General features: G+C 49.1%; 15 protein-coding genes, 2 tRNA genes and 1 rRNA gene. 1 reads left to right on the forward strand and 17 read right to left on the reverse strand.

Annotation, left to right across the window (positions count from 1 at the left end; genetic code table 11):
* Positions 1-222: 222 nt before the first annotated feature.
* The 16 genes from ACR02O_RS18800 to cutA form a co-directional block, all read right to left on the reverse strand.
* Positions 223-298: transfer RNA gene (locus tag ACR02O_RS18800), tRNA-Ala, on the reverse strand.
* 117 nt (positions 299-415) lie between these two features.
* Positions 416-492, reverse strand: a tRNA-Ile gene (locus ACR02O_RS18805).
* Between the two features lie 60 nt (positions 493-552).
* Positions 553-2,086 (reverse strand): 16S ribosomal RNA (locus ACR02O_RS18810).
* A 457-nt stretch (positions 2,087-2,543) separates the two neighbouring features.
* Positions 2,544-3,518 carry a GDP-L-fucose synthase gene (gene fcl, locus ACR02O_RS18815; protein ID WP_458137968.1) on the reverse strand — a complete coding sequence of 325 codons (975 nt, stop codon included), beginning with the start codon at positions 3,516-3,518 and terminating at the stop codon, positions 2,544-2,546.
* 4 nt (positions 3,519-3,522) lie between these two features.
* Positions 3,523-4,644 (reverse strand): GDP-mannose 4,6-dehydratase, encoded by a 1,122-nt coding sequence (gmd, locus tag ACR02O_RS18820; protein ID WP_458137969.1) that lies wholly within the window; start codon positions 4,642-4,644, stop codon positions 3,523-3,525.
* An 80-nt stretch (positions 4,645-4,724) separates the two neighbouring features.
* Positions 4,725-6,326, reverse strand: coding sequence for a VPLPA-CTERM-specific exosortase XrtD (xrtD, locus tag ACR02O_RS18825; RefSeq protein WP_494522174.1), 1,602 nt, complete (start codon positions 6,324-6,326; stop codon positions 4,725-4,727).
* Between the two features lie 185 nt (positions 6,327-6,511).
* Positions 6,512-7,039, reverse strand: coding sequence for a hypothetical protein (locus tag ACR02O_RS18830; RefSeq protein WP_171694620.1), 528 nt, complete (start codon positions 7,037-7,039; stop codon positions 6,512-6,514).
* A 179-nt stretch (positions 7,040-7,218) separates the two neighbouring features.
* Positions 7,219-8,415: a class I SAM-dependent rRNA methyltransferase gene (locus tag ACR02O_RS18835; protein ID WP_494522175.1), complete on the reverse strand. Its 1,197-nt coding sequence runs from the start codon at positions 8,413-8,415 to the stop codon at positions 7,219-7,221.
* Positions 8,416-8,421: 6 nt separating this feature from the next.
* Positions 8,422-9,066, reverse strand: coding sequence for a zinc-ribbon and DUF3426 domain-containing protein (locus ACR02O_RS18840; protein WP_458137973.1), 645 nt, complete (start codon positions 9,064-9,066; stop codon positions 8,422-8,424).
* 4 nt (positions 9,067-9,070) lie between these two features.
* On the reverse strand, positions 9,071-9,955 hold the full coding sequence (prmA, locus tag ACR02O_RS18845; protein WP_458137974.1) for a 50S ribosomal protein L11 methyltransferase: 885 nt from the start codon (positions 9,953-9,955) through the stop codon (positions 9,071-9,073).
* 65 nt (positions 9,956-10,020) lie between these two features.
* Positions 10,021-11,364: an acetyl-CoA carboxylase biotin carboxylase subunit gene (gene accC, locus ACR02O_RS18850; RefSeq protein WP_458137975.1), complete on the reverse strand. Its 1,344-nt coding sequence runs from the start codon at positions 11,362-11,364 to the stop codon at positions 10,021-10,023.
* A gap of 20 nt (positions 11,365-11,384) precedes the next feature.
* Positions 11,385-11,825, reverse strand: coding sequence for an acetyl-CoA carboxylase biotin carboxyl carrier protein (accB, locus tag ACR02O_RS18855; RefSeq protein WP_171694616.1), 441 nt, complete (start codon positions 11,823-11,825; stop codon positions 11,385-11,387).
* Positions 11,815-12,276 carry a type II 3-dehydroquinate dehydratase gene (gene aroQ, locus ACR02O_RS18860; RefSeq protein WP_101051646.1) on the reverse strand — a complete coding sequence of 154 codons (462 nt, stop codon included), beginning with the start codon at positions 12,274-12,276 and terminating at the stop codon, positions 11,815-11,817. Before aroQ ends, accB begins: the two co-directional genes overlap by 11 nt.
* A 114-nt stretch (positions 12,277-12,390) precedes the next feature.
* The gene (locus ACR02O_RS18865) at positions 12,391-12,918 is read right to left on the reverse strand and encodes a TlpA family protein disulfide reductase (RefSeq protein WP_494522176.1); all 528 of its coding nucleotides are present in this window, start codon (positions 12,916-12,918) and stop codon (positions 12,391-12,393) included.
* Positions 12,915-15,134 carry a protein-disulfide reductase DsbD gene (locus ACR02O_RS18870; RefSeq protein WP_458137977.1) on the reverse strand — a complete coding sequence of 740 codons (2,220 nt, stop codon included), beginning with the start codon at positions 15,132-15,134 and terminating at the stop codon, positions 12,915-12,917. The genes ACR02O_RS18865 and ACR02O_RS18870 overlap by 4 nt, the downstream gene beginning before the upstream one ends.
* A complete protein-coding gene (cutA, locus tag ACR02O_RS18875) occupies positions 15,116-15,433 on the reverse strand; it encodes a divalent-cation tolerance protein CutA (RefSeq protein WP_494522177.1) in 318 nt (105 codons plus the stop codon). Before cutA ends, ACR02O_RS18870 begins: the two co-directional genes overlap by 19 nt.
* 72 nt (positions 15,434-15,505) lie before the next feature.
* On the opposite strand from cutA, the gene ACR02O_RS18880 reads away from it, so the two are divergent.
* Positions 15,506-15,946, forward strand: coding sequence for an FxsA family protein (locus ACR02O_RS18880; protein ID WP_494522178.1), 441 nt, complete (start codon positions 15,506-15,508; stop codon positions 15,944-15,946).
* A gap of 61 nt (positions 15,947-16,007) precedes the next feature.
* On the opposite strand, the gene ACR02O_RS18885 is transcribed toward ACR02O_RS18880, so the two are convergent.
* Positions 16,008-16,244, reverse strand: a complete 237-nt coding sequence (locus tag ACR02O_RS18885; protein WP_101051651.1) for a YgaP family membrane protein — start codon at positions 16,242-16,244, stop codon at positions 16,008-16,010.
* Positions 16,245-16,259 lie beyond the last annotated feature (15 nt).

Raw genomic sequence — 16,259 nt, forward strand, 5'->3', positions numbered from 1 at the left:
CTTTCGAGAACGACGTCATTCAAACCGCAACTCGTTTTAGTGTTGATCATTGCTGATCATTACTATAGTTACAGATTTCCATATTGTTAAAGAGCTATCGGTACGAATACCAATGCTATAAAGTCTTTATCCGCTGCCGCTGATAAAACTGTATAGCGTTGATGTTCACCCACTATTTTTCTTACGTTTGACGAACTGGTTGACCCTCAGCGTTCAGCATGATGGTGGAGCCAGGGAGGATCGAACTCCCGACCTCCTGCGTGCAAGGCAGGCGCTCTCCCAGCTGAGCTATGGCCCCTAAAGCAGACTAAAGACCAAGACTCAAGCCGAAACGTGACTAGACACAGCGCCAGTTATTCTAACCAGGCGTGTGGTCTGATTGTGTTTCGCCTTATTGCTTTCGCCTTTTATGCGTTGGTGGGTCTGGGAGGAGTTGAACCTCCGACCTCACCCTTATCAGGGGTGCGCTCTAACCAACTGAGCTACAGACCCAGGTGCGTCTTTCAATCGAAATAATTTGTTGTGAGTACGTGTAACGGTGTGCCGTCTTTGTAAGGAGGTGATCCAGCCCCAGGTTCCCCTAGGGCTACCTTGTTACGACTTCACCCCAGTCATGAATCACAAAGTGGTAAGCGCCCTCCCGAAGGTTAAACTACCTACTTCTTTTGCAACCCACTCCCATGGTGTGACGGGCGGTGTGTACAAGGCCCGGGAACGTATTCACCGCGGCATTCTGATCCGCGATTACTAGCGATTCCGACTTCACGCAGTCGAGTTGCAGACTGCGATCCGGACTGGGACCGGCTTTTTGGGATTCGCTTACTCTCGCGAGTTCGCAGCCCTCTGTACCGGCCATTGTAGCACGTGTGTAGCCCTACCCATAAGGGCCATGATGACTTGACGTCGTCCCCACCTTCCTCCGGTTTATCACCGGCAGTCTCCCTAGAGTTCCCGGCATGACCCGCTGGCAACTAAGGATAAGGGTTGCGCTCGTTACGGGACTTAACCCAACATTTCACAACACGAGCTGACGACAGCCATGCAGCACCTGTCTCAGAGTTCCCGAAGGCACTCCGCTATCTCTAACAGATTCTCTGGATGTCAAGGGTAGGTAAGGTTCTTCGCGTTGCATCGAATTAAACCACATGCTCCACCGCTTGTGCGGGCCCCCGTCAATTCATTTGAGTTTTAGCCTTGCGGCCGTACTCCCCAGGCGGTCAACTTAATACGTTAGCTCCACTACTAAGTTCTTTAAGAACCCAACAGTTAGTTGACATCGTTTACGGCGTGGACTACCAGGGTATCTAATCCTGTTTGCTACCCACGCTTTCGTACCTCAGCGTCAGTTTTAGTCCAGGGAGCCGCCTTCGCCACTGGTGTTCCTTCAGATCTCTACGCATTTCACCGCTACACCTGAAATTCCACTCCCCTCTACTAAACTCTAGTTGCCCAGTATCAAATGCAGTTCCCAGGTTAAGCCCAGGGCTTTCACATCTGACTTAAACAACCGCCTACGCACGCTTTACGCCCAGTAATTCCGATTAACGCTTGCACCCTCCGTATTACCGCGGCTGCTGGCACGGAGTTAGCCGGTGCTTCTTGTATAGGTAATGTCAGTCTACCGGGTATTAACCGATAGGTATTCCTTCCTATTGAAAGTGCTTTACAACCCTCAGGCCTTCTTCACACACGCGGTATTGCTGGATCAGGCTTTCGCCCATTGTCCAATATTCCCCACTGCTGCCTCCCGTAGGAGTCTGGGCCGTGTCTCAGTCCCAGTGTGGCTGATCATCCTCTCAGACCAGCTACGGATCGTCGCCTTGGTAGGCCTTTACCCCACCAACTAGCTAATCCGACATAGGCTCATCTATTAGCGCCAGGCCCGAAGGTCCCCAGCTTTCCCCCGTAGGGCGTATGCGGTATTAGCGTGAGTTTCCCCACGTTGTCCCCCACTAATAGGCAGATTCCTATGCATTACTCACCCGTCCGCCACTCGTCAGCGCCCGAAGGCCTGCTACCGTTCGACTTGCATGTGTTAAGCATACCGCCAGCGTTCAATCTGAGCCATGATCAAACTCTTCAGTTTAATTTTAACTTGTCACTAAATAAGATTAGTGACCAATCTTGGCTCGACTACAGAACATCTTTTCTTGCGAATTGACGTGGTTTCTGTGTCGACTATTTTTAAACAGCACATAGTCGCTACACATACCCACACAAATTATTTCGATTTCGTTTGTTAAAGAGCCAGAGCATTTCGCCCTGTTGAGCCGACACATTCTACAGCGTTTTCAGTGTTTGTCAAATTTATTTTTAAGTGGCTTCAAAAACAGAAACTAAAAAAACAAACCCGTCAATCAACAACTTCAAACCCGCCGAACTAAGTCGACCGCTTCACCGCTAAAACTTAAAAGCCAGAGCAGTGAAGAGCCGCTCATTCTAATCACCCAACATCCTCGCGTCAAGAAATTATTTCTATTCGCGCAAACTTTCTTTTCCCTACTTGATAAACATGCCTCGCAGGCGCACGGATTTTGGCAACACTATTCCGCCTTAAACTGGCCTTGATGTTCTAAAAACCAACGATAGGTAAGCTCCAGACCTGCTTTCAGCGGTATCTTTGGTTGCCAACCCAAAGACTTAAGCTTTGAGACATCCATCAGTTTTCGCGGAGTACCATCAGGCTTGGTACTATCCCAGTTAATTTGCCCTTGAAAACCAACGACGTCTTGGATGATTTCAGCCAATTCACACACCGTTACATCTTCACCAGTCCCAACATTTAAATGCGACAGCATGGGTTCAGTGCAAGATTGATATTGCTCTTTGTCCAAGGCCATCACATGCAGACAAGCAGCAGCCATATCCTCGACGTGCAAAAACTCGCGCATAGCCTTACCAGTTCCCCACACACTGACAGTCGGAGAATTACTAACCTTGGCATCATGAAACTTTCTAATTAATGCCGGGATAACATGGCTATTTTGCAAGTGAAAATTATCATTTTCGCCATACAAATTGGTCGGCATCACAGACCGATAATCTACGCCGTACTGCCGATTATAGGATTCGCACAACTTAATCCCGGCAATCTTGGAAATTGCGTAGGGTTCATTGGTCGACTCCAATACCCCGGTCAACAGCGCACTTTCTCGCATAGGCTGATCAGCGAATTTCGGATAGATACAAGAACTGCCCAAGAACAGCAGTTGCTTACACCCGACAAGCCAAGCTTGATGGACCACATTGGCTTCCATCATCAGATTTTGATAGATAAACTCAGCCGGATATTCGTTGTTTGCATGAATACCGCCAACCTTGGCCGCAGCGAGAATCACCTGATTCGGACACTCTTGCTGCATAAAGTTCCGTACCGCCGTTTGATCGGTCAAATCCAATTCAGCATGCGTACGCACTACAATGTTTTGATAACCAGCCTCAGTCAATTGCCGATAAATTGCCGAGCCGACCATACCTCTGTGACCCGCCAGATAAATCTTATCTTGCTTATCTACCATGCTGTTACTCCCGACTAACAGCCACGTTGTAACCTTGTTCTTTCAGCAGAGCATGTTTTTGCGCTTGCTCAAGATCATAAGCCACCATTTCGGCCACCATTTCCTGCAAGGTAATCTGCGGCACCCAACCCAATTTGTTCTTGGCATTACTTGGGTCACCCAACAGGGTTTCCACTTCGGCCGGTCTAAAATAGCGTGGATCGATAGCGACGATGTTTTGTCCAACCTCCATACCAGGCGCTTTATCTCCGGTAATAGCATCGATATAACCCTTTTCGTCCACTCCCACGCCTTCCCAACGAATAGACACACCCAATTCTTTAGCCGACATTTCGATAAATTGCCTTACCGAATACTGCACGCCAGTGGCTATCACAAAATCCTCGGGCTGTTCTTGCTGCAACATCATCCATTGCATCCGCACATAGTCCTTAGCATGCCCCCAATCTCGAAGAGAATCCATATTGCCCATGTATAGACATTTATCCAGACCAATTGCGATATTGCTTAGGCCGCGAGTAATTTTGCGCGTCACAAAAGTTTCGCCTCGGCGCGGCGATTCGTGGTTGAACAAAATACCGTTACAGGCATACATACCGTATGCTTCACGATAATTAACGGTGATCCAATAGGCATAAAGTTTAGCTACCGCATAAGGCGAGCGGGGATAAAACGGCGTAGTTTCTTTCTGCGGAATTTCTTGGACCAAGCCATACAACTCAGAAGTTGATGCCTGGTAAAAACGCGTAGTTTTCTCCATACCGAGAAAACGAATGGCTTCCAATAGCCGTAATGTCCCCATACCGTCCACATCGGCCGTATATTCAGGAGACTCAAACGATACAGCGACATGACTCATCGCGCCCAAGTTGTAGACTTCATCCGGACGAATTTCGCTAAGGATACGGGTAAGGTTCGAACTATCCGTCAAATCGCCGTAATGAAGAAAGAATTGGGGATCCTTAATATGCGGGTCTTGATAGATATGATCAACGCGTTCGGTATTAAATAATGACGAACGCCGTTTGATGCCATGCACTTCATAGCCTTTTTCCAACAGAAATTCGGCAAGATAAGATCCGTCTTGCCCGGTTATGCCAGTGATCAATGCTTTTTTTCTACTCATTTACAGCTCCTTTTCTTTTGAGTCAAATCGACGTAAAACCGCATAAATTCGTCAGGCAATGAAGCCGACGTCTTAATTGATTAACCCGGTAAAGCCGAATAAACAGGCTCAATAATCTTACCCGGCAAATAGGCGGGTAACTCAGGCAATAAATCTTTTAAAAATAGATGCAGCCGTTTGTCAGCTATGGCAATATCTTCCACCTTATCTACAGGGGTCACTAAGCGAATCAACGCCCCGTCGGTGCGATTCATAGTGATGGCATCGTAAAATAAATACCATTTGACCATATATTCATTCGTTATCATCCGACCGCGCTGCTGAAACCAAAAATACACTAATTGTCTGCTTTCGCCTTTTTGAATAATGGCCCGATTTACCTGCAATGCCTGACCGTCCAGTTGCAAATCTGTGAACTCGCGCTGTTCGAAACTGCTGATCTGCCAACCATCCCCAGGAATACAACTGCGCGGCGAATGCACAACGGCGCCCTTGCGTTGCGATTGGTAATACGCGCTGTAAAAATTAACGCTGTTCCGGGTTTCAGGCTGAACAAAATTGACGATAACATAATCCGTCAATTTCAACTCGTTTAGATAAAATTGCGTTAAATAGTCATTACGTCCCTGCCAATTTCCCAACGTCGTCGGAAATGTTAAAAACGCTTTTCGCGCTGGAATAATGTCTTCCCGCCCCTTAAAGACCTCTGAAGCGCCTGCACCTATACAAAGTAATAGCAACACCGCGAAAACCGATTTATTCAATATCGCGACAATATCTCGACGCGCCGTGTGGCTCCATTCTTCCGGAATCTGCACCAGTTCGCCCATTGCCAGTTTCCTACCACTAATTCGGCTAAAAACCCACATCTCGATAAATAGCAGAAACATGCACAGCAAAAATACCGCCCAGCCTTCAAAATCATGCAAAAAGCCTTCAGCCATCTCAGTCCCCCAGTTATCGACCAGGACCCCGATGACACCAATCCGAAAGCTGTTCATGAAAATGGTCAGGGGCATCGACGACAGAAAAATCAGCAACTTCTGCCAGAATGGACCTTTAAACAGATAAGCGCATAGGAAAGCCAGACTGGCCAAAGGGAACAAATAACGCAATCCGCTACAGGCATCAACCACTTGCAACTTATAGCTGCCTAGATCGATAACATTCCCTTCCAGGTAAACCATGATATCGCAAGCGCGTATAAATTCCACGCCCAACCAGGAAGAAATCAATTGCAGCTTTGACGACAGGTTATTCAGTATGAAAGATGGAAACGGCACCATGAAGACTAAAAACAACAGCGGGACAGCCCCAACCCGCAACCCGCGCAGCCCGAAAGCACTGCCAAACATGCCTGTCAAAACCACCAGAAAAGCATACTGCTCCATGGTTTTTATGGTTGCCAACCCGCCCAGAATAAAAAGAATCAACCCTAAGCAGATAATGATGATACCGGGCAGCGACGCTTTAAATCCTTGAACCAAGACTAGCTCGCCGCGCCGCACCCAAAGCAGGTAAATAGTGATGATAGGTATAAAAAACCCGTGACTGTATTCCTCAACGTTCGTCCATGTCGTCGCCATTTCGACAAGGCTATCCCTGAACACCACGCACAGCAGCAATAAAGCCGCACCCCATAATGACCAGACAATGGCCGGTTTCGTATTCTCTGTATTCATTCCGTGTCGAAAATAAGAATTGATGTTTAAATTTCCCCCATACCGGCACTGTTTGTTATGCGGCATGGAAATTTTGTCCTACTTACTAACCCGATCAATCGCAATAGCCCTGACCGGTAAATCCAACCATTATCCCCGAGCTTTATTAAAGCCGAGTGACACATCATGACAGACAAATAACACTTTTAGGCTTCGGGATCGGCAGTAAAAATCGGGTTTGTTTTGTCGTCTTCATGCAATTTAGCTTTTTCTTCAGGATAAATATGCCAAAAAGATTGATCGATAGCACCGTCGGTATAGCTGTTTTTACGATCATGGGTAAATGGACACCACCAGTTTTCCACCACTTTCACCAAGTAAGCATGCCATTCGAATAAGCCCACACTCACCGGACAATACCAGGTGCAATTCAATATCCAGAATAATTTCGATTGCGCCATGCTGAATTTGAATGACCCGTCCATCGTAATCTGATTCTTTAAATCATACCGATGGCTCGCCCTGGCCGGCAGAAAATCACTCCATTTTTTAACATTTTCCGCACCGACCAATTTCAGGCTGAAATACGTCAAATAAGCGCTGGTAATCACAAACGGCAAGGTCAAAATCGGCAAATAGATAAACAGCAAACCAATAGCTCTGGATATAACCGGCATTTGTTTATGATGGCAACCGATATTGACGCGGTCTGCACAAGATTCGCAGGCTTTCATGTTTATTTCTCCTCTGGAGTCGTTATTATTATTTGCTCGCTATGGAGCAGTTGAAAAATGCTGCGACAACCCTCGCAACAGAATTTTTTTTCGCCCAGCAAAGTGTTGAGCTCAAATCCGGGAATCAACACCCGCTGACCGCACAGACCGCATTGGGGCTTGGAGTCCACCATAATTGACTATAGCCGGCTCGATACTGCACAAAAAAAGGTTTTCAAATAATCGGTCTCAGGCAAGGCCGGATGAATCGGATGATCCGGGCCTTGAGCGCCGGCACCGAAAAACACCAAGTGCCGGTCAATGTGCCGCGCCGAAGAACGCAATATTTCATGCAAATTATCTCTACTCAAATGATGCGAGCATGATGCCGACACCAAAATACCATTATTCGACAAAACCTGTAGCGCCAAATGATTCAAGCGCCGATAGGCTTCGTACCCGGCTTTGAAATCTTTTTTACGTTTAATCAGCGCCGGCGGATCCAGGATGATCGCATCGTAATGTTGTTGCTGTTCACGGGCTTGTTTCAAAAACTCGAACACGTCACTGCGCACGAATTGCATTTTGCCCTGCACCTGATTCAACTCGGCACTAGCGGAAGCTAAAGCTAACGCACTCTCGGAGCTATCCACACAACACACTTCCGCAGCGCCCGCCACTGCGGCAGGTATACCCCAAGCACCGGCATAGCTGAATAAATCAAGCACCCTTAAACCATGGCAAGCTTTAGAAAACTGCGCCCTGCTGTTGCGATGATCGTAAAACCAACCGGTTTTTTGACCCTCTGCCACATTAACGATAAAACGCACGTTGTTTTCTTCAATCAGCAATTGCTCAGGCAACTCTCCGTAAACCAGCTCAGGCTCCAAAGAGAGACTTTCCAACTGCCGCTGACTATTATCATTTTTCAGCAGAATAGCCGTTGGCGCCAGCAGCTCAAGTAGGATCTTGACCAGCACATCCTTATACCGCTCCATTCCGGCAGTGGTAATTTGCACGGAAAGCACAACCCCAAAGCGATCAATTACCAAGCCGGGTAGACCATCGCTTTCGCCGAACACCAAGCGATAATAGGGCTTATCGAACAAACGCTCACGCAACCCTAAAGCTTGGGCCAAGCGCGCTTTAAAAAAACTTTCATTGATTTTGATATTGGTTTTGCGTGTCAACAAGCGCGCGCAAATGAGTGCATGAGGATTCAGATACGCTATCCCCAAAGCTTTACCGCCAGAATCGTGAACAAGGACTACGTCGCCTGCCGCAAACTGCTCCAAAGGGCTGCGCTGGGTATCGACCTCGTTACTGAACACCCACAAATGCCCTTGCCGCAGGCGTTTGTCTTCGTTTTTTTTCAGAAACAGTTCCGGGTAGCTCATATTGCCCTAAAGTAAGGTAAAGGTGTAACCGCCAATTGACGCGGCAGGCGCCACGATAGCCAAACGGATTTCGACCGTTTGCTCTGGGGCTAGTGTTGTGGGTTTTAGAAGGTAATCCGCAGAACTAAACACCCGTTCCGCAATGGCCTGTCCATTAAAATTCAACACGCTTAGCTTCAAATCCGGCGCAGCTTGCGCAAAAAGCGCCTGATTGCTAAGTGCGGCGCTAAACAAATAACTGTTATCGCTTCGAACTCGCAAATCGCTATGCGAAACGCTCAATTCCTCAAGATTTTTATATGGCGGTAACCGACAAGATAATGTCGCACAAACTTTATCTAAATGTGCTCTGAGCTGAGGCTGCATAGTTAAACGATAACCTTCGAAATACAGTATTTGTGCCACCAATAACAATGCCACTAAGCTGGTGGCAACAAACCAAACCCGCCGAGTCTGCGGCCCCTGGTCTAAAGTTTGGTGGTCTGGATACGGCAAGTCGTCGTTCAGTCGCGAATCTTTATCTTCACTAAGGAAGCGCAACGCATCGAAAGATTTACCGCAAACCGAACAATCCAACAAGCCACGCGATTGCCGCAAATGCTCGACGGTAACTTCGTGTTGCTCAGCGCAATGCGGACACCGGCTAAACATCTATTCAGTCGGGTTTATGGGCATCCAATCGACACCAGTCTTCCTGGCTGACCGGCGGCGCCACAACAAACCCCTGCTCTCGATAAGCTGCCGCTACAGACTCGGCTTGTTCGTTCAAGATGCCTGACAAAATCAATTGCCCGCCCGGCCTGACCAATGCACCAATCGTTGGGGCTAGCTCAATCAGCGGTTTAGCGAGAATATTGGCGAGTACCAAATCAGCTGCAAACCCGGAAAACTGTTCGGGCAGATAATAATCGATCCGTTGCTGAACCTGATTTTTTTCGGCGTTGTAATGACTGGCGGTCAAGGCCTGCGGATCAATATCTACCGCATGCGCTCGCTTGGCGCCAAGTAACAACGCCGCCACGGCAAGAATCCCCGATCCGCAACCGTAGTCGATTAACACTTTATCCTTAATATCGTTACCGGCCAACCACTCCAAACACAATGCAGTCGTCGGATGAGTTCCGGTACCGAATGCCAAGCCGGGATCCAAAGTCATGCAAACCGTACCCGGCTCGTGCTGTTCCTGGCCGCTGGGGCAAATCCATAAACGATTGGCAAACTTCATCGCCTGGAAATGCTCCATCCACGCCCTCTCCCAGGCTTGATCTTGCAAAACCTCGGCTACCCATTCCTGCAAAGGCTGACCGATAAACTGATTGAACAACAAGTTGCGAACAATATCCGGATCGGTATCGAGCTCGAACAAAGCCGTGACCCGAGTACGAGTCCAGATTTTGGTTTGATCAATGGCCGGTTCGTAAACCGGCTCATCATCGGCATCGCTGTAAGTCACCGAGACCGCGCCCAATTCGCTGAAAAACTCCGATATGTCCGGAGCGGTGGTTTCGTCGGTGATAACGGAAAGCTGATGCCAGGCCATAGTTATATAAAACGTTTAGCAGGGAAAGGAGACACCATTTTCGTCATCTCCTCGCCCATACCGAATTAATGGATACCCAATTTCTTTTCGAGGTAATGGATATTTTGCCCACCCAGAGCGAACGCCGCGTCAGCCATAATGCTCTGTTGCAAGGGGATATTGGTTTTGATGCCGTCTATCACCATTTCACTCAGTGCGGTCTTCATCCGGGCAATCGCGCTAGCCCTATCGTCACCGTGTGCAATCAGCTTGCCGATCATGGAATCGTAGTACGGCGGCACTTTATAGCCATTATAGATATGCGTCTCGCAACGGATACCCGGGCCACCCGGCATGTGGAATTGATCGATTACACCAGGGCTTGGCATAAAGGTTTTCGGATCTTCCGCATTCAAACGGCATTCGATGGCATGGCCGGTAAATTTCACCTGGTCTTGCGTGATCGACAAAGGCTCGCCGGCAGCAATCCGCAACTGTTCCTTCACAATATCGAAGCCGGTAATCATCTCGGTGACCGGATGCTCGACCTGCACCCGCGTATTCATTTCTATGAAGTAAAACTGGCCTTTTTCATAGAGAAACTCGAAAGTACCGGCACCTAGATAACCGATTTCCCGGCAAGCCAGCGCGCAACGCTCGCCCATCTGTTTGCGTTGCTCTTCGGTAATACCCGGCGCAGGCGCTTCTTCCACCACTTTTTGATGACGGCGCTGCATGGAACAATCGCGTTCACCCAGATGTATCGCATTACCGTGGGAATCTGCCAACACCTGAAACTCGATATGCCGCGGATCTTCCAGAAACTTTTCCATATAGACGGTGCTATTGCCGAACGCGGTGCCGGCCTCGGCCTTGGTCATCGCAATGGCATTTAGCAGTGCGCTTTCGGTATGCACGGTGCGCATACCGCGACCGCCACCGCCGCCAGCAGCCTTAATGATCACGGGATAACCAATTTCCCGCGCCATTTTCAGATTGGTTTCCTCTTCATCCCCCAAAGGATCGCCGTTACCCGGGACGCAAGGGATACCGGCAGCCTGCATGGCTTTTTTTGCGGCGATTTTGTCGCCCATCATCCGAATGGTGTCAGGCCTTGGACCGATAAATACAAAGCCGCTTTGACTCACTTTCTCAGAAAAATCGGCATTTTCGGATAAGAAACCGTAACCGGGATGGATGGCTTCGGCATCGGTGACTTCGGCGGCGCTGATAATCGCCGGGATATTCAAATAGCTGGCGGCCGACGCAGCAGGACCGATACAGACTGCTTCATCGGCCAGTCTGACGTGTTTTAAGTCACGATCCGCTTCGGAATACACAGCCACGGTTTTAATGCCCAATTCGCGACAGGCCCGCAAAATGCGCAAAGCAATCTCGCCGCGATTGGCGATAACAATTTTCTCAAACATTAGTCCAGCCCCTTTGTCCGTTATTCAATGATGAACAAAGGTTGGCCATATTCGACCGGATGGCCGTTTTCAACCAGAATTTGCTTGATTTTGCCGCTTTTATCCGCTTCGATCTGATTCAAAATCTTCATCGCTTCGATGATGCACAAGGTTTGACCATTGCTAACCGACTGACCTACCTCGACAAATGCCGCTGAACCAGGCGATGCAGAGCGATAAAATGTCCCGACCATCGGCGACTTCACAACATGACCACTGACTTTCTCTTCCACTGGCGCGACCGCGGCGGAGGCTGCAGCAACCGCTACCGGTGCCGAAGCCACCGGGGCAGCATATTGCACCGGCGCAGCCGCCGAATAACGGCTGATTTTCACTGATTCTTCGCCTTCGCGAATCTCTATTTCAGCAATATCGGATTCCTCGATAAGATCAATCAGTTTTTTTATTTTTCTAATATCCATTGTTCTGAGTTCTCTCTAGTAATATCTGATGAGCGGCTTGCAAAGCCAATTCGTAACCGTTCGCCCCCAATCCGCAGATAACGCCGACGGCGATATCCGAAAAATACGAATGCTTCCTGAAAGGCTCACGGGCATGCACGTTCGATAAATGTACTTCTATGAATGCAATCTTGGTTGCCAGCAAGGCATCGCGAATAGCCACGCTGGTATGGGTAAATGCGGCGGGATTGATAATGATAAAATCGACGCCCTGCCGATAAGCCTGATGAATTTGTTCAACAATTTCATGCTCGGCGTTGCTTTGCAGGAAATTTAATTGATGCCCCAATGTTTGGGCCAACCGCTCCATCCCCTGCTGAATGCTTTGCAATGTTTTGCTACCGTAAAGCCCAGGTTCCCGGACGCCTAACAGATTTAAATTGGGTCCATTGAGAACCGTGAGGTTTGCCATTGCCGGTGTCGAACAAAAATTAGCTAAATAAGAACGAATTCTGCCTAATTTGTAGGTTTTTGTCCAGATAAACCGTTTTTCACTTCATTAGCCTGCGTTTTAGCGATTTTTCAGTCATTTTGCCGTCAACAACGGTGCAATCACTTCCAGCACTTTGTCTCGGGTCAATTCGCCTAATTGATGATGCACAATTTGCCCTTGTTGATTAATGATCACCGTGAATGGCACGGTGTTGATGACATTGCCCAGCTGTTGAGCCAACATCGTTGCACCTTCGCCGCCAATCAACACCGGATAATTGATTTTGATACGTTTAAGGTAGTCTTCTACCTGTTGCTTGTCTTCGATGGCAATGCCGACAAACTGCACGCCTTGATCTTTATACTCATCCTGAAGCTTGATGAACTCGGGAATTTCCTTCAAACAGGGCGGACACCAGGTTGCCCAGAAGTTGATAATCAATATTTTGCCTTGCCATTGCGTGACCGATTGCGGCGTATCCGCCAGGTCAGGCAAGCTGAAATTGATTTGCGGAGTCGGCTTACCGGCTTCGGGGGCTGCGAAATATTGTCTGACAAACAGACCAGCCGCCAGCGCAACAAAGGCAATAGCGGTGACTATCAGTATGATTTTTTTATTCATAGTTGTTGCAAGGTTCTTAAAAAAGTAGCGGCATCCTGGTAGCCGATCACGCGCCGCGCCGCCTGTTCACGGCCATCGGCACCGAAAAATATGATGCCCGGCGGCCCAACTAGCTCGAAGCGTTTTAACAAGGCTTTATCTGCCTCATTGTTATCGGTCACGTCGGCCTGGAGCAGCACAAAATCAGCCAATTGTCGCTTAACCTGCGGATCGGTGAAGGTGTAAGCCTCCATCTCTTTACAGGAAATGCACCAATCGGCATAGAAATCCAGCATCACCAGCTTGCCGCTGGCCGTTGCCTGCTGGATGCGTTGCTCCAATTCCGCCACCGATGCCACCCGCTGAAAACTAAGCCCCTGAACCGGTTCCTGCGCTTGCGCATTGAAACCCATGCCTTGCAGGGGCTTTAGGGGATTGTCGTTTCCGGCGCTCAAGCCGATCAACTGCAGAACGCCAAATACGAGCATGATAATGCCCAAACCTTTCCACAGTTTACGCCAACCGGAAGCCGCTTCCGGCAAAGAATCGATTGCCCCGAGAAATATGGCCGGAATAACCAATAACAAAGCCCACAAAAACATCGTCACCGCAGCCGGCAGAATCCGCGATAACATCCACACCGCCACGGCCAGCATCGCCACGCCGAATACGGCTTTGGTGGCATTCAGCCAATCGCCGGCCTTGGGCAGCAGTTTTCCAGCTGATGCGCCCAACAGCAATAACGGTGCACCCATACCAAGGCCCATCATGAACAACGCCAAACCGCCCAACACCACATCACCGGTTTGACCGATGTAAATCAATGCCGCTGCCAGCGGGGCCGCCACGCAGGGCCCGACGATCAGCGACGACAGCGCCCCCATGATACCGGCGCCAAGGTAAGACCCATCGCGATGCTTATCGCTGGAGTGATGCAAGGCGGATTGCAGCGATTTAGGCAGCTCCAAATGGTAAAAACCAAACATCGACAGCGATAACAGCACGAATAATCCTGAAAACACGGCGATTACCCAAGGCTCTTGAAAAGTCGCTTGCAGGTTGCTGCCGAACAAAGCGGCCAAGATACCGAACAGCGTATACATCAACGCCGAAGCCAGTACATAACTCAAGGACAGCAAAAAGGCCTTGCGCGTACCGATTTGATCACCATGGCCGACGATGATCCCGGATAAAATCGGAATCATCGGAAACACGCAGGGGGTAAAGGCCAGCAACAAGCCGAACCCGAAGAAGCTGAATAAAGTCAGTGCCAAGCTATCATGCCGCAAAGCATTGACGATTTTGTCCTGCTCCGACAACTCGGCAACCGCGGCCGGTTTGGCTTGCGGCAATACATCAGTGGGCGGCAAGTCAAGGCTCACTTTAGTTTGCATGGGCGGATAGCACACACCGCGGTCGGCGCAACCTTGAAACTTTGCCAGCAACTCAATGGTTTCGGCGGCCTTGCTATCTCGTAACAGCGGTATATCGACGCTGATCTGGTTTCGGTAGATTTGCACCTGACCAAACTCAGCGTCGTGGTAAGCAGCCCCTTCCGGAAGTTGCAACGGCGTCAGCCGCGTTTGGGTGGAGCCTTCCGCTTTAACCGACAACTTATCCTTATAGAGGTAATAACCCTCGGCAATTTGCCAGGTTGCTTGCACAGTATGCGGATCTTTCAAAGTGGCGAAAAACTGAAAAGCTTGTTCCGCCGGCAATAACTCTTCGGAAAACAAACCGGGAGACCAGCCCTTTAGACCTTTGACAAACTGGTTAAGCGCTCCACTGTTTGCAGAAGGCGGAGCTGCAGGGAGCGCCACATCCAGCAGCACTTTTTGCGGCGGATAACAAACCCCGGCATCCGCACAACCTTGGTATTTAACCAGCAGCTTTAATTGGGTTTCACGGCCTTGCTTAATCAGCGGCAACACGACATCCAAGGTATTACGATACACCACCACGTCACCCAAACTTGGGTCATGCTCGGTAACGCCTTCCGGCATACTCGCCTGGCCCAGCTGAATCGATTCGGTTTGTGACTGGAACTTGGTCTTATCGCGATACAGGTGGTAGCCTTCGACTATCTGCCAATGCAATTCAACTTTATCGGCAGTTTCGGCCGTAGCAGTTAACTTGAATGCCTGCTCCGGGGGCAAAAAATCCTGGCTGTCCAGCGCCGCCGCAGTGCGCCAAAAAACAGCGAATAAACATAATAAAATCAGTCGATGCCAAGGCATGAGTCTATCCATTTCAAATAATCCAGCGAGCCGCTTTCTATCGCGACCGCAATAATTTCCGGGAGTTGGTAAGGGTGTAGGCTTTTCAGCGTCGCTTCAATGGCCGCATAGCGGTCTTGATGACTTTTGATGAGCAGCAAATGTTCCTGAGCGGTTTCAATTTCACCTTGCCATTCATAGACCGAGCGCACTCCTGGCAGGATATTCACGCAGGCTGCTAATTTTTGGGTTATCAGAGTGCCGGCCAGTTTGTCGGCAACCTCTAGGTCCGGGCAGGAACAAAGAATCAATTGATACATAGCGATATTATCCTGGAATTTACTCCAAGATGCTCTTAGTATTAGCGGCTTTTTACCGCAACCGGACTCACCATGAAAACCATGCAAACTCTGTTTATCGCTTTTTTGATCGTGCCGTTTGTGGAAATATACGTGCTGCTGCAAGTCGGCGGCTTGATCGGCGCTTTTCCCACTATTTTGCTGGTGGTTTTTACTGCTGTACTGGGCGCTTCGCTATTACGTCGGCAAGGTTTCGCGACCTGGCAGCGCTTCCAGTCCGGGTTGGCACAAGGGGAAATTCCGGCTCATGAAATGATCGAAGGACCGATATTGCTGGTAGGTGGAGCGCTGTTATTGACGCCGGGATTTTTCACCGACCTGTTGGGTTTCGCTTGTCTGATTCCAACCTTACGCAGAAAGATTGCTCAGTACATTATCGAGCATCATTTGCTGCAAACTCAGATGGGCTCTGTGTTTAAACAGGCACGAGACTCGCAAACCATTATCGAAGGCGAGTACAACAAACAAGATTAATAAGGTTTTTTTGAATCCGAATCCGCGCCAAAGGCGCAGATTCGGAGCTAGCCACTAGCAGTTATTGACCGGTAGACCCTGCATCGGCACCCAAGGTATTTTTGTCCATACCGGAATATACCGGGCACCAGCCGGAATAACTGGTCGCAACCAAGACCAAGCCAACCAACAACATCAGGATGCTGGCGGTAAACAGCGATACGCTGAGCAACACCACGCCAGAAACCATGCGAACTTTCTTATCTTTCTCGCCGATGTTGTGCTCAAATTTGATCAAACGTTTATAATCGAAGCTCATTTCCAATCCTCTCTG

Source organism: Methylomonas sp. PHL2-19 (assembly GCF_059331595.1).

Bases quoted from the DNA above. Each gene is read 5' to 3' on its own strand.
- ACR02O_RS18880 (WP_494522178.1), top strand. From the start codon at position 15,506: ATGAAAACCATGCAAACTCTGTTTATCGCTTTTTTGATCGTGCCGTTT.
- ACR02O_RS18835 (WP_494522175.1), bottom strand. From the start codon at position 8,415: ATGAGCTACCCGGAACTGTTTCTGAAAAAAAACGAAGACAAACGCCTG.
- fcl (WP_458137968.1), bottom strand. From the start codon at position 3,518: ATGGTAGATAAGCAAGATAAGATTTATCTGGCGGGTCACAGAGGTATG.
- cutA (WP_494522177.1), bottom strand. From the start codon at position 15,433: ATGTATCAATTGATTCTTTGTTCCTGCCCGGACCTAGAGGTTGCCGAC.
- gmd (WP_458137969.1), bottom strand. From the start codon at position 4,644: ATGAGTAGAAAAAAAGCATTGATCACTGGCATAACCGGGCAAGACGGA.
- accB (WP_171694616.1), bottom strand. From the start codon at position 11,825: ATGGATATTAGAAAAATAAAAAAACTGATTGATCTTATCGAGGAATCC.
- ACR02O_RS18840 (WP_458137973.1), bottom strand. From the start codon at position 9,066: ATGTTTAGCCGGTGTCCGCATTGCGCTGAGCAACACGAAGTTACCGTC.
- aroQ (WP_101051646.1), bottom strand. From the start codon at position 12,276: ATGGCAAACCTCACGGTTCTCAATGGACCCAATTTAAATCTGTTAGGC.
- ACR02O_RS18885 (WP_101051651.1), bottom strand. From the start codon at position 16,244: ATGAGCTTCGATTATAAACGTTTGATCAAATTTGAGCACAACATCGGC.
- ACR02O_RS18830 (WP_171694620.1), bottom strand. From the start codon at position 7,039: ATGAAAGCCTGCGAATCTTGTGCAGACCGCGTCAATATCGGTTGCCAT.
- accC (WP_458137975.1), bottom strand. From the start codon at position 11,364: ATGTTTGAGAAAATTGTTATCGCCAATCGCGGCGAGATTGCTTTGCGC.
- prmA (WP_458137974.1), bottom strand. From the start codon at position 9,955: ATGGCCTGGCATCAGCTTTCCGTTATCACCGACGAAACCACCGCTCCG.
- xrtD (WP_494522174.1), bottom strand. From the start codon at position 6,326: ATGAATACAGAGAATACGAAACCGGCCATTGTCTGGTCATTATGGGGT.
- ACR02O_RS18870 (WP_458137977.1), bottom strand. From the start codon at position 15,134: ATGCCTTGGCATCGACTGATTTTATTATGTTTATTCGCTGTTTTTTGG.
- ACR02O_RS18865 (WP_494522176.1), bottom strand. From the start codon at position 12,918: ATGAATAAAAAAATCATACTGATAGTCACCGCTATTGCCTTTGTTGCG.